Source organism: Alkaliphilus oremlandii OhILAs, assembly GCF_000018325.1.
Lineage (GTDB): Bacteria > Bacillota > Clostridia > Peptostreptococcales > Natronincolaceae > Alkaliphilus_B > Alkaliphilus_B oremlandii.
The window spans coordinates 306,189-320,190 of record NC_009922.1 but is presented as its reverse complement, the minus strand read 5'-3'; the positions used below and the strand labels follow the sequence as shown (position 1 = coordinate 320,190).

Sequence of the window (14,002 nt, the reverse complement as noted above, 5' to 3'; positions counted from 1 at the left end):
TATATTCAGATAGAAATTAAGTCTACATTAACTTATAGTTAATAACCCGTTAAATAACCCATACTTTATTGCAGGTAATTTGTGTGCTTAGGCCCATATGCTCAGAACTATAATTTCGTGTATTTTTATTAATTAATCTCAACACGTTCTCCAGTCACCATATAGATCACTCTTTCCCCTATATTGGTGGCGTGATCTGCAATCCGCTCTAAAAACCTACCAATGAATAGAAGATGTGTCGCCTGTTCAATAATTTCCGGTTTTTCTATCATCATTCCGATCAGCTCCATATAAATATCCTCATAGATTTTATCTACCAATTCATCCTCTGCTGCTATGGCTCTAGACAGTTCTATATCTTCCTTCATAAAGGCATCCAGACTTTTGCTTACCATATCTTGAGACAGCTTCGACATTCTAGGGATATCGATTAATGGTTTAATTAGAGGGGCATTTCCTATCTTAATCGTGGTCTTCGCAATATTCACGGCATGATCCCCCATACGCTCTAAGTCGGTTATGATCTTCAATATGGTACCTATAACCCTTAGATCTTTTGCCATAGGCTGTTGCAGTGCCAATATCTGCATACATTCAATTTCTATTTCAAGCTCTAATTCGTCAATTTCATCATCTAGTTTATTAATCTTTCCTGCCAGCTCTAAATCTCGTTTCACTAGAGCCTCAATGGACAGATCAATGATATGCTCTACCATAGCACCCATTTTCAACATCTTAAGATTAAGCTCCCTTAATTGATTTGTAAATTTTTCTCTCATTTTATACCTCCTTAGCCAAATCGACCTGTAATATAATCCTCTGTTCGTTTATCTCTCGGCATGGTGAAAATCTCCTTCGTTTTACCCACTTCGATTAACTGGCCCATTAAGAAGAATGCCGTAAAATCGGATATTCTTGCTGCTTGCTGCATGGAATGTGTCACAATTACGATGGTATACTCCTTTTTAATTTCTGATACAAGTTCTTCTATTTTAGCAGTAGCAATCGGATCTAATGCAGATGTAGGCTCATCCATCAGCAATATTTCAGGCTCCATTGCCAATGCTCTGGCAATACATAGCCTTTGCTGCTGTCCACCCGATAATCCAAGGGCAGATTTATTCAATCGGTCCTTTACCTCATCCCATAAAGCCGCCTTCTTTAAACTTTTCTCTACAATTGAATCTAACTCTATTTTCGATTTTACACCGTAGGACCTGGGTCCATATACGACGTTTTCATAGATAGATTTTGGAAAAGGATTGGGCTTTTGAAACACCATTCCTACTCGTCTTCTAAGAGCTACCACATCTAAGTCTTTACTGTAAATATCTTTTCCGTCTAATTCCAATTTACCCTCTATCCGCACATTGTCAATCAAATCGTTCATTCTGTTTAGCGTTCTTAAAAATGTTGATTTTCCACAACCGGAAGGACCGATTAACGCGGTGACTTTCTTTTCTTCTATGTTTAAAGAAATATCTTGTAGGGCCTGAAACGCGCCATAATATAAATCTAAATCTTCAACAACAATTTTAGACATTTGTTTGCCTCCCATCTTATTCCTTCGCCGATTCAAATTTTTCTAAAGACTATATTCTTTTTAGTCTTGATGCGATTTTATTTGCTATAAAGTTTATAATGGATACGATCAGAATCAATACAAAGGCAGTTGCATCTGCTTGCTGAAAGGAAATCCCTTCTTTTGCTAATATATAGAGATGTACCGATAAGGTTCTGCCAGACTCCATAATACTGCCAGCGACTCTAGGTACCATTCCTGCTGTTAAATATACTGCCGCTGTCTCTCCAACAACTCTACCAATACTTAATATCACCGCTGTTATAATGCCTGGCATGGCACTTGGAAGAATAATACTGAGAATCGTCTTCAATTTTGAAGCGCCTAGGGCTAGACTCCCCTCTCTGTAGCTATTGGGTACAGACTTTAACGCCTCTTCGGTGGTTCTAATGATTGTAGGTAATACCATCATACTCAAAGTAATAGCGCCCGATACAATGGAGAAGTTTAATTTTAATGCAATAACAAAGAATATCATTCCAAATAATCCATAGATAATGGATGGGATCGCAGCCAAGCTCTCTGTTGCAAATCGAATGACTCGTACAATCTTTCCAGCCTTTGCATATTCTACTAAATAAATTGCAGAACAAACACCAATGGGGGTAGAAATAGCCAAGGATAATAAAATAAGATATAAGGTATTTAAAATCATAGGGAATATCCCAGCATTCTTTCCTTTTGCATCATTGGTTAAAAAGTCCCAGCTGATCTCAGAAATGCCATTGGAAATTATATAAATTAAGATCCATGCCAATACTCCTACGGTAATAAAAGCAGAAATCCATATGAAGCTTTTAATCAAAGCATCTTGCTTTTGTCTCGATATCAAGTTATTCACCTGCCTTATTGGTAAAAATATTGAGGGCTATATTTAAGATCATGATAAAAATAAATAAGATGACCCCTGTTCCAAATAATGCTTCTTGATGCAGACCCTGTGCATAGGACATTTCCATCGCAATATTTGCAGTTAGGGTGCGCATTGGCTCAGTTAAAGCTTTGGGAATGGCCGGCGTATTTCCCGCTACTAATATTACCGCCATGGTTTCGCCGATTGCCCTTCCGATGCCAAGTACAACTGATGTTAAAATACCAGAACGAGCTGCTGGTAATATCACTTTAAAAATAGTTTGGATTTGAGACGCCCCTAATGCCAGTGATGCTTCCTTATATTCCTTCGGTACGGAACGTATTGCATTTTCAGAAATATTCACGATGGTGGGAAGAATCATAATACCCAGCATAACATTCACTGCCAATAAGCTATTTCCTGGACCTCCAAAATGCTTACTAATCAGAGGAACAATCACTACCAGACCAAAAAAACCATATACAACGGAAGGTATGCCAGCCAATAGCTCCACCGCTGGCTTTACAATTTTCACAAGCCACCCCGGTGCAACTTCTGCTAAAAATACTGCTGTTAATACGCCAATTGGCACACCCATCACAATAGCACCCAGCGTAGCATAAATCGATCCGATAATCATCGGAAATATACCAAAAACCCCTTGCAGCGGTTTCCACTTCTGACCCAACGTAAAGTTTCTCAATCCTATTTCAGAAATCGCAGGGACACCTTTCACAAAAATATACACAGTAATAATAACTACGGATAGAACAGCGACCAAAGCACACACAAAGAAAAATGTTTCTATGACTTGTTCCCCTAAATCCTTCGTTTTATTTCTTTTCAACTGATGATCTACATTCTGTATATTCAATTTTTCCTTTTTCATCATCAATGCATTGCTACTATCCTTCATTCCATCACTCCTTTCTACTTTTGTAGATTTTGTAAAAGAATTTAGACTCCATAAAATTTCAATACGGAGTCATCCTTCGCCTACGATTTATTTGTTGATCGCTATTATTCCATAGGTATTATTTTACGGGAATATAATCTTCTGCAACAATTTTTTGACCTTCACTACTCATAATAAAGTTTAAAAAGGCTTTTGTTTCTGGAGTAGGTTCTCCCTTTGTCAGCATTAGGAATGGTCTTGAAACGGTATATTGATTGGATTGGATGTTTGCAACAGTTGCTTCTACACCATCAATTTTAAGGGCTTTGATGGAATTATCTAAGTATCCAAGAGAAACATATCCAATGGCATTTGTTTTTGTAGCAATATTTTGTTTAACTGCACCGTTTCCTTCTGCAATTAATGCTTTCTCACTAAGTTCGCCTTCCATCTTTAGAATTTCTTCAAATGCACCTCTTGTACCAGAACCGTCTTCACGGCTAACTACAATGATCTCTGCATCAGCTCCGCCCACTTCTTTCCAGTTTGTAATTTCACCTTTAAAAATTTGAGCAGCTTGTTCCTTTGTTAAATCAGTGATAGTATTTTCTGGATGAATGGCAATTGCAATTCCATCTAATGCAATGACATGCTCAGTTAATCCCCATTCTTTCTCCTCTGTTTTTAATTCACGAGAAGCCGTCCCAATATTCGCTGTTCCATCATTTGCTGCCTTTACACCAGCAGTAGAACCAACACCTTGTATATCCACCTTGATTCCTGTTTCGATGCTTGAAAATTCATCTGCTAATGTTTGTGCAATCGGTTGTACTGAAGTAGATCCGATGATACTTACTGTTCCTTGTAATTTAGTTTCTGTTGGTGTCTCCCCAGAAGTTTTTGTCCCTATATCAGAAGATTTTGATGAACAACCAACAAATATTACTGCCATCGCCATTATTACTAAAATAACGCTCATTACTTTTTTCATCTTTCATTATCTCTCCTTAGCCTTTTTGTTTTTTTGTTTTTTATTTCTCTACCTTACAAATAATACTTTACTCTATTTTTGTTAACGCAATATGATGATTTTGTTAACTCTCTGTTAATCATCTTGATCCCATATCCTCTAAAATGTATTTTTGTAGTGTCTTGCTTAGCTTGCTTCTTCTATTAATATCCCTTCCACTACTTCTCTTTCTGGAACCGCTTCTTCGACTTCTTCTTTTTCTGTCACTTCTTCTATTTCTTCATCTATTGCTATGTCCTCTACCAGTTCTTCTTCCTCTAAATAAAATCGGCTAATTTTTTCTTCCAATAATCTTGTCATCTGCGTAATGTCCTCGCCTGCTACAAATAACTGCTCTATCCCCGCTGTCTGAACCCCCACACTTTGATAAATCCCCTTGCTGGCATGGGCAAAATTGTCCGTTGCTTCCGCTATATTTCTTACTTCGGAAAGAACTTCTTTATTATGACCCTTCATTAACAGAACGGATTGATTTAAATTATCCATTTCCAAGAAAATTTGATTCGTTCTACGATCAATTTCCATAAATACTTCCTTTGCTTTTAGCATGGATTCATACTCACTATGGGAGGTCAATTTCATTCCCTCCATGGTCTCCACAGTTTTATCCACCTGAGTTAGCATATTGCTTAAGTATGTACGTGTTTTTTTTACTAGTTGTCCATTTTCTTCTGCCAAATTATGAATTTCACTTGCCACAACAGCAAATCCTCGGCCATGTTCTCCAGCTCTTGCCGCTTCAATCGATGCATTTAAGGAGATTAGGTTCGTTTGCTTTGCTATCTTTTCGATATGATCGATAATCGTTATAATCATACGCGATTTTTCATGGAGACCCTGTGTTTCGATCAGCATATGCTCTACATTATCTAGGTTTAGTTTCGAAGCCTTATTTAGCGCTTCCACAGACTTCATACCTTCTTCACTAATCTTTTTATTAAAGGAAGTTTCTCTATTAATGATGTGTATATTATTTACAACACTTTCGATGCACTTGGTAAACGCCTCCATCCTATTCAATACATTCTCCCCCTGCTGTGCTTGATTTTCTAAGCCTACCCACATATCTTCGATGGAGGTATTGATCTGTTGAACAGAAGCTACATTATTCTCACAAACCATACTGAATTGACCCGATACATCCAGCAAAGTCCTACAGGCCAAGGATATTTCTAAAACTAAATTTTTAATCTGGATCACCATGTGATTAAACCCTTGAACCAACTGACCGATTTCATCCTGCGTATGAATATCTAAGCCGACAGCTAAATCGCCTTGTTCTACCTTCTTCATGGCTTTTACTACCTGAAGAATGGGACTTACAATGCCTTTTACAATCCATAGACTTGAAACTGTGCATAGGATAAGAGCAACAACAAAAATCACTAAATTTCGAAGGATACTTGTCCATATTTGATTCTGAATTTCATAATATCCCATGGTAACCGCAAATCGCCAACCTGTCCGCTCATTGGTTACGTATTCCACAAACTGCTGGTTTCCTTTTTCAGCATAATATACCGACCCCTCATCAGCGGATACCATTTTTGTATAAAGGTCGCTCTGTAATATACTTTGAGCGATCATTTCAGAATCCTTATGTGCCGTTATGGTTCCCTCCTGATTCACCGCAAATGCATAGCCCGATTGGCCAATGGTAATATCCTGTAAAATTTGCTGAAATAAATCAATGGATAGTGTGGCTCCTATGACGCCATTCACATTGCCATCCTTATTTACCGTTTTGGCAATGGCAATGACGGTTTCTCCTGTAATTTCGTCTTTAAATGGAGAGGTATAGATCACTCGTCCTTTATTCTCCATAGCTTTCTTATACCAGATTTCTTCTGTGGGCTGATAATTCGCCAGCTTTTTATCATTAAAGGGATAGCGGTAAAATTGATCATTATGAGTTCCTAACATCAGTGCTCGAATACTGCCATTGGCTTCTCCATATTTCTTGAAATCTTTTATAATCTGTTCTTCATACTTTTTATCTACTAAAATATCGGTTACACTTTCTTCTCTAGAAACTGCTAATATGCTCTTTTCCACGGTGCTAAATAAGATTTCGGCAGATCTTTCGATTTGAGTAACCAATAAGGATTCTGACTGCTTTGAAAATCTTTCTATGAGCTGCTTACTCTGGATCGACTGATATGTAATAAGTGCAATCAAAGAAACAAACTGTATCGATAAAAATATCCATAATATTTTTGTTAAAATTTTATGTCTGAATCCCATAATGATCCCCCTCATGTTCACGTTTAGTCACCATGATAATACAGTCATGTAAATCTTCTATTAACATGCTGTTAAATTCCAGTTAAATATAATTTCTTATGCCTCTCCCTTCTTTGAAAGATTTTTATAGGATTGGATAGATTCAACACAAATGGATAAAATATAACCATCAATAAACGATTCATTACCAATGGCGAGGAGAAATACGATGGATACAATAGGCGTTCATATCTCGAGAAAAGAAGCTTGGAATAAGGTCACTGGTGCCGCAAAATACAATGGCGATACACCAGTCGCAGGTATCTTATATGCAAAAGTACTGACAAGTCCATATGCCCATGCACTTATAAAAAAAATTCATATTGCACCAGCAATGAAAGCTGCCGGTGTGAAAGCTGTCATCACAGGAGATTATATGCCAACTTTAAGCGGTCCGATCCTTAAGGATCGACCACCCATTGCAAGGAATCGGGTTCGATATTGGGGGGAGCCCGTGGCCTTAGTGGTAGCCAGCAGTGAAGCCGAGGCTATGAGTGCCTTGCAGCTGATAAAAATAGATTATGAACCTTTACCCATTGTACGTACCATAAAAGACGCGGTTCAACCAGACGCAGTGCTTCTACACGAAAATCTAGGAAGTTATTCCTGTGCCGTTCAAGATGTATATCCAATTCCGGGCACAAATATCTCCACCCATGAAAAAATAAGAAAAGGAAATATGAACTTGGGATGGCAGCAAAGCGATGTTATTGTAGCGTCCAGCTTTTCAATGCCCAGCTCGGACCATATTGCCTTGGAGACTAGAAATGCACAGGCACAAATTCTGCCCAACGGTAATGTCATCATCGATACCTCTTCACAGATGCCTTTTACTATAAAAGAGGACCTGAGCCAGCTTTTCAGCATTCCCGAGGGTAATATCATCGTCCGTGTTCCCTTGGTTGGAGGCGCCTTTGGTGGAAAGTCCAGCCTCAATCTTGAAATATTAGCTTATTTGGCCTCTTTAGCAGTAGGTGGAAAGCTGGTGCGCATCGCCAATACCAGAGAGGAGGACATCGGTACTTCTCCAGCCAAAATAAGTGTGGAAGCCCAAATAAAAATTGGCGCAACAAAAGAAGGCTACATTCAAGCATTGGAATGTACCTATTATGTTGATTGTGGTGCTTATACGGATAGCGGACCCCGTATGGCAAAAGCAATCTCTGCAGACTGCTCCGGTCCATACCGCATTGAAAATCTTTGGTGTGACGCGTTCTCCGTATACACGAATAAAACCTACGTTACGGCTTACCGTGGATTTGGGCATTGTGCCTCCACCTTTTGCATGGAAAGGATCCTAGACCAACTATCAGCAAGGTTAAAAATGGATCCCATGGAATTGCGAATGAAAAACTTAATTCAGCCCGGCGATCTTTCTCCAACACAGACTACAATGACCTTAAGTAACATGGGCAATTTGAGCCAATGCCTAGAGAAATTAAAGCTGACCATGGACTGGAAAAAAGGTTCACGAATAGTAAAAAAGAACGGGATGGTGATCTCCAAAGGAATCAGCTGTTTCTGGAAAACATCTTCTTCCCCTACCAATGCGATCTCTGGCGTTGTCCTGTCTCTTCATAGCGACGGAACTGTTCAGCTGAACTTTGGCGCTGTTGAAATCGGTCCTGGAATGAAAACCACCATTGCACAAATCGTTGCACATAAGCTTCGTATGAATATCAACAAAGTTTATGTGACGATGGAGGTCAATACCCAGTTCAGTCCTAAGCATTGGAAAACTGTGGCAAGTATGACCACCTTCATGGCAGGGAATGCAGCTCTTAAGGCCGCTGAGGATTTAAAGAAAAAGCTTTGTACCATTGGTGCTGCTATCCTTCAATGTGCTCCTGAAGATCTAGATATTGGAAATGAGCAGGTATACGTTACTAGCAATCCCTCCATCTCCATTGAGTTCAAGGATTTAGCACAGGGATATCAGTATGCAAATGGTAATGCCATCGGTGGACAAATCATAGCCTATGGCAGCTATACTATGAAGCATCTTACACCCCTTCATCAGGAAACTGGCGAGGGCAGATCTGGATTGTCTTGGACCGTAGGTGCTCAAGCTGTAGAACTAGAATATGACCCTAAAAATTATACCTACCGCATATTAAGGGCAGCAACCGTCATTGATGCAGGTACGGTAATCAACCCCAAAGCAGCGAAAGGTGTCCTCATGGGGGGAATGAGCATGGGACTGGGTCTAGGAACTAGGGAGGAATTTATTTATGATCTCCATAATGTATTGGAAAACACCTCCCTTCGAACCTATAAGTTGATTCGCTTAGGAGAACAACCAGAATACTCGGTGGATTTCGTTGAAACACCGCAGCAGGATGCTCCTCTCGGTGCAAAAGGTTTAGGCGAGCATGGCATCTTAGGAATTCCTTCTGCCTTTGCCAACGCTCTGTCCTTGGCAGCAGAAGCAGATTTTAACAAGATACCAATTTCTCCAGAGGATATTTGGAAAATAAAGACGGGAGGCCACTATGATACCCTTTGATTTTAAATATTACAGACCGGAAACCTTAGAAGAGGCCATAGAATTATATAGGGAAGTAAAGAAGCAGGGGGCAAAGCCGATGTATTATGGTGGCGGTACCGAATTTATTAGCATGGCTAGAATGCACAATGTATATTCCGATGCAATCATTGATATTAAAGGAATTCCAGAGTGCAATGTCCATGAAATAAGAGACGATCGTTTGTACCTGGGCGCTGCACTGACGCTGACCCAGATTGCGGAGTTAAATTTCTTCCCATTGCTCAGCTTAACCATTGAAAGGATAGCGGACCACACGATTCAAGGAAAGATTACACTGGGAGGAAATCTAGCTGGTACCATCATCTATCGAGAAGCCATTCTGCCGCTGCTGGTAGCAGAAAGTAACGTCGTGTTGGCAGGATATTCCGGTATCCATACAGTTCCCTTAAAGGATGTCTTTCAAGAAAAACTTCTTCTTTCAGAAGGAGATATGATTCTTCAAGTGATCGTCGGTAAAGAATTTCTATCGCTTCCTTATTTTCATGTGAAAAGAACGAAATACGAAAAGATCGATTATCCTTTAATCACAGCATCAGCCTTGCAAAAAAATAAGAATATCCAAATTGCTTTTAGTGGGCTCTGTGATTCTCCATTCCGCTCCATCTTAGTAGAAGAAATTTTGAACAATGGCGACTATTCCTTCCAAGAAAAAATAAGGCGAGTCCTAGAAAACATACCAGCACCTATATTAGAGGATGTGAGCGGTTCCTCTGAATATAGGAAATTTGTAGTCCAACAAATCCTGCAGGATGTCCTAAAAAGATTCGAGGTGAGCCATCCATGATGAAAGTTCTCTGTCCCACCGTATTCACCCTGAACATCAATGGAGAAGACAGAAGAGTATCTGTGAAACCATCGGATACATTACTCCATACCCTGCGCCAAGAACTGGGTCTAACGGGTGCAAAACCCGGTTGCGAGAATGGGGATTGCGGTGCCTGTACTGTATTGGTGGATCACCTTCCCATAAAGTCCTGCTTGATGCTTACGGTGGAAGCCGTGGATAAAAAAATCCTTACGGTGGAAGGCTTGCAGAATGCACCAATTCAAAAGGCCTTTGTAGAAAACTTTGGATTTCAATGTGGCTATTGCACCTCTGGTTTTCTTATGGTCTGTCACTCTCTTGCGCACATGCATCCCAACGCCAGCGATGCTACCATAGAAGCATGGCTTCAATCCAATATCTGTCGATGTACGAGCTACGAAGAAATCGAAGCTGCAATTAAATCTATTTTGAATATCAATGAATAGTCAATAGAAAAGCCGTATTCCTAATAAGTTGGGAATACGGCTTTTTGTTTTTGACACTTGAAAATTTAAATTCAGTGCGCCCTAAGGTTTGTAAGCCGAAGCGAACAAATTTTATGTTATGCTTTTGCCACTTCCTTCGGACTGTCCATAAGGAATATCACATATTTAATTAGGACATATACGACCAAAATAAGGGCTACAGCTTCTTCAAACTTTACGAGATATTTTAGCCAAGCAATTGGACTACCAGACTTCACCAAGAAGCCATTGGTCAGCTTTAAAGCAATCCCACTGATGACAAATGGGAAGGTATAAGCAGAGTAGCTAGGATAAAATGGAAGCTTTAGTAGCTTTGGCATATTTAAAAGAGCATACACAAGCATTAATATAGACAGCCCTGCTAAAAATGCGATCATCGTTGTATTTTTATTTTCAAAAGAATTCATATAACCGGCTAAGCAAAGACTCGCTGGCGCTGCAAAGATGGCAATGGTCGGCATGGCTGGTTCTGGAATATTTTTCACTTGAACCACTCTGTAGATAACAATTGGTAATAGCACCAAATAGGATACAAGCCCAAACCAAAACAAGCCTCTTCCCAATTGAATTTGATTAAAAGCAGGTCCCGTTACGCTCCCCACCACAATCCCTACGTAAACGATGAAATAGCTTGGAAACACTTTTTGAATATTAAAATTTAAGATATACTTTCCAGTAAAATAAATAATTAAAAGTCCGTGAAGTGCAAGACCTGCAATCCATACGCCGTAAGCTACCGCTGGAAAATAAGGTTTCACATAGGTGGATAGAATCATGATCCCCATGGATATGGTTGGTGCTACGCTGGCTACCACTGGATTATTTAAGCTTTCCTTTATGCTGTTAAAGTCCGTAATGGTTTTTACTGCAATTAAAACGAATATAATCGCAGCAATGATTCCAAAAATGTTGCGATATAGCTCTCCATAAGACTGAACCAAGTTTCCTAAAGCAGCAAGCCCTAGCATTAATCCTCCAATCGGAATCGAAATCTTTTTGATAACTTTACTTCCCATCGATTACTCCCCCTAAAATTATGATTGTTAAAGTTTTATGAATCTAAAACCAATCTAATTATCTCATAGGGGTTCCTTAAATAAAAATTGAATCTATCTATATTTGAATGGCTATCTATAGAAAAAATAAATCACGATAATACATTTGACTCATGTTCTCAACTATGATTTTTGAAATATCCTCTGCACCATCTAATTTTTTTATGGTAGCACAGCATTTCACCATTTTTTCTCTTTTCTCTGGGTTTATAAACAGTAGCTCTTCTATTGAATTTCTCAGTTCTTTTAAATCCTTCAAGTACATTGCAGCACCAATATCGGAAAAATATTGTGCATTTTTAACTTCTTGTCCGGGAATCGGATCGAAAACCAATACAGGAAGCTCTTTGGAAATGGCTTCTGTCATCGTTAACCCTCCCGCTTTAGAGATTAAAAGATGGGAAACATCCATGAGCTCATGGATATTTTCACAAAATCCTAGAACTTTTACGTGATGCTTCGTGTTGTATGGTCTATTTTCAAGACTATTCATTAGCACTTGATTTTTTCCTGCTACGATGATGATTTGCAGCATTCGATCCACACTGTCCGTAGTTTCTAAAATCTCTTCCATGGAGCCTAGACCTAATCCACCACCCATGATCAATACCGTCGGTAGATCCTTATGAAGACCTAAGTCGGAAAGGACGCTTTCTCTATCCACTGGTGCGGAAAACTTGGTGTCAATAGGGATTCCCGTCGCATGGATCTTGGACCCCTCCACCCCTTTGGATATCATTTCTTGCTTTAAAATATTGCTTCCAACGAAATAGTGATCAATGGTTGGATCGATCCATACACCGTGAACGGTATAATCTGTTATGACTGTGGCGGTCTCAATGTTTATTTTGTTTTTTCTCTTTAAATGGGACACCAGCGTGGAAGGAAAAGGATTGGTAAACAAAATCATATCTGGATTTGAAGCTTCAATCACTTCCCTGATTTTCTTAATATATTTATATGCAAATATACTGGTCACCTTACTGGATCTATTGAGATTCGTCGTTCCCTGATACAGAATATTGTACCAGCTCGGTACGATATCGATCATTTTTAAGTAGGTGGATTTAATGATTCCTCCTAAATAAGATGGAAAAATTTCTATAAAATCAACAATTTCTATATCTACGTTGTGGTATTTGTTCAATAAGTTTTTCTTAATTGCATTTGCAGCCTGATCGTGTCCCAGCCCTACAGATGCTGTCATAATCATTACTTTATATCGGTCTCTCTTCACCTATATCATCCCCCATTATATACTGAAACCGCATCTAATCTATAGACACTCTGATATGTTTTTATAATTTGTATTGATTAGATAATCTCTTATCTACTTTAAGTATAACAATATAATATTAAATACGAATTAACTAAATATTAAATTTATCTTAAAATTTCCATAAAAAGTACCTTTTTAACAATTATATCATAAAGTAGTATATGGACCTTTTTTAAAATTTTATTGGGAGATGATATTGTGACAGATCGCAATAAAGGAATTCTATATATGCTGTCCTCCTCTTTGTTTTTTGCTTTGATGGCAGCAGCGGTTAAATTCTCCGGGGACATCCCCACAATGGAAAAAGTGTTTTTTAGAAATATCATTGGTTTTTTATTCTCTGGATATAGAATTTTTAAGATGGGCGAAAGTTTTAAAGGGAACAATACGAGATATCTATCCTATCGTGGAATCTTGGGCTTTCTAGGCGTTCTATTGTACTTTTACGCAATCGATCACCTGCCTTTGGCCGATGCTGTGGTGCTGAATCAGCTCAATCCATTTTTTGTAATTCTATTGGCTGCTCTATTCTTAGGGGAAAAAATTAAAAAGCTTCAGATCCCTGCAATTGTATCCGCATTAATGGGCGTACTCTTCATAGCTCAGCCCCAATTTGATTACGCCTTTTTGCCAGCAGCCCTTGGAATTGCTTCCTCTATATTTGCAGCTTCTGCCTATACAATGATTCGCCACTTAAGATTGACGGACACACCGAATCTCATTGTATTTTATTTCACTGGCATATCGACCATCATCACCATCCCCTTCATCACCGTGGGTGATTTTATCATACCAAATACAATCACCTTCCTCTCCTTACTTTCTGTGGGCATCTTTTCAACGGCGGCACAGTACCTAATGACCATCGCCTATCGGTATGCGGAAGCTGGAGATTTGTCCATTTATTCCTATGGCAACACTGTATTTTCCATATTGATTGGTATTTTACTTTGGGGTGAGGTTCCGAATCTAATGAGCAGTATCGGTGTGATTTTCGTGTTAGGAGGTGCCTATATCAACTATATTGCAAGGAGAGGGATTTCAGATGGGGCAACAAGCTAATTTAGTGAAATAAAATTTGGCCGCTTAGGCTCACAAACCTTATGATGCACTCAATTTTAAGCACGCTTAAAATTTTAAGTGATTCAAACAAATGCCACAGGGAAAATTCATTCCTGTGGCATTTT

Annotated in this window: 12 protein-coding genes; 4 read left to right on the top strand and 8 right to left on the bottom strand. The window is 39.0% G+C overall.

Features of this window, described 5'->3' with window-relative positions; translation table 11 throughout:
* Nucleotides 1-128: 128 nt before the first annotated feature.
* The 6 genes from phoU to CLOS_RS01410 form a co-directional block, all read right to left on the bottom strand.
* The gene (gene phoU / locus CLOS_RS01435; RefSeq protein ID WP_012158148.1) at nt 129-779 is read right to left on the bottom strand and encodes a phosphate signaling complex protein PhoU; all 651 of its coding nucleotides are present in this window, start codon (nt 777-779) and stop codon (nt 129-131) included.
* 11 nt (nt 780-790) lie between these two features.
* Entirely contained in the window at nt 791-1,543 is a 753-nt protein-coding gene (gene pstB, locus CLOS_RS01430) for a phosphate ABC transporter ATP-binding protein PstB (protein WP_012158147.1), read from the bottom strand.
* A 49-nt stretch (nt 1,544-1,592) separates the two neighbouring features.
* Complete coding sequence (pstA, locus tag CLOS_RS01425; protein WP_334290425.1) at nt 1,593-2,423, bottom strand: phosphate ABC transporter permease PstA; 831 nt, start codon at nt 2,421-2,423, stop codon at nt 1,593-1,595.
* Nucleotides 2,416-3,351, bottom strand: a complete 936-nt coding sequence (gene pstC / locus CLOS_RS01420; RefSeq protein ID WP_012158145.1) for a phosphate ABC transporter permease subunit PstC — start codon at nt 3,349-3,351, stop codon at nt 2,416-2,418. Before pstC ends, pstA begins: the two co-directional genes overlap by 8 nt.
* 118 nt (nt 3,352-3,469) lie before the next feature.
* Complete coding sequence (locus tag CLOS_RS01415; RefSeq protein WP_012158144.1) at nt 3,470-4,321, bottom strand: phosphate ABC transporter substrate-binding protein; 852 nt, start codon at nt 4,319-4,321, stop codon at nt 3,470-3,472.
* A 165-nt stretch (nt 4,322-4,486) separates the two neighbouring features.
* Complete coding sequence (locus CLOS_RS01410; protein ID WP_012158143.1) at nt 4,487-6,604, bottom strand: methyl-accepting chemotaxis protein; 2,118 nt, start codon at nt 6,602-6,604, stop codon at nt 4,487-4,489.
* A 208-nt stretch (nt 6,605-6,812) separates the two neighbouring features.
* Here CLOS_RS01410 and CLOS_RS01405 point away from each other — a divergent pair, with 208 nt between their 5' ends.
* Genes CLOS_RS01405 through CLOS_RS01395 form a run of 3 tightly spaced genes read left to right on the top strand, consistent with a single transcriptional unit; the run spans nt 6,813 to nt 10,442 of the window.
* A complete protein-coding gene (locus CLOS_RS01405; protein WP_012158142.1) occupies nt 6,813-9,149 on the top strand; it encodes a xanthine dehydrogenase family protein molybdopterin-binding subunit in 2,337 nt (778 codons plus the stop codon).
* On the top strand, nt 9,136-9,975 hold the full coding sequence (locus CLOS_RS01400) for an FAD binding domain-containing protein (protein WP_012158141.1): 840 nt from the start codon (nt 9,136-9,138) through the stop codon (nt 9,973-9,975). Before CLOS_RS01405 ends, CLOS_RS01400 begins: the two co-directional genes overlap by 14 nt.
* Nucleotides 9,972-10,442, top strand: a complete 471-nt coding sequence (locus CLOS_RS01395; RefSeq protein ID WP_012158140.1) for a (2Fe-2S)-binding protein — start codon at nt 9,972-9,974, stop codon at nt 10,440-10,442. The genes CLOS_RS01400 and CLOS_RS01395 overlap by 4 nt, the downstream gene beginning before the upstream one ends.
* 116 nt (nt 10,443-10,558) lie before the next feature.
* On the opposite strand, the gene CLOS_RS01390 is transcribed toward CLOS_RS01395, so the two are convergent.
* The gene (locus tag CLOS_RS01390; RefSeq protein ID WP_012158139.1) at nt 10,559-11,497 is read right to left on the bottom strand and encodes a TDT family transporter; all 939 of its coding nucleotides are present in this window, start codon (nt 11,495-11,497) and stop codon (nt 10,559-10,561) included.
* 115 nt (nt 11,498-11,612) lie between these two features.
* Nucleotides 11,613-12,773, bottom strand: coding sequence for an MGDG synthase family glycosyltransferase (locus CLOS_RS01385; RefSeq protein ID WP_012158138.1), 1,161 nt, complete (start codon nt 12,771-12,773; stop codon nt 11,613-11,615).
* A gap of 240 nt (nt 12,774-13,013) precedes the next feature.
* Here CLOS_RS01385 and CLOS_RS01380 point away from each other — a divergent pair, with 240 nt between their 5' ends.
* Entirely contained in the window at nt 13,014-13,877 is an 864-nt protein-coding gene (locus CLOS_RS01380) for a DMT family transporter (RefSeq protein ID WP_012158137.1), read from the top strand.
* Nucleotides 13,878-14,002 lie beyond the last annotated feature (125 nt).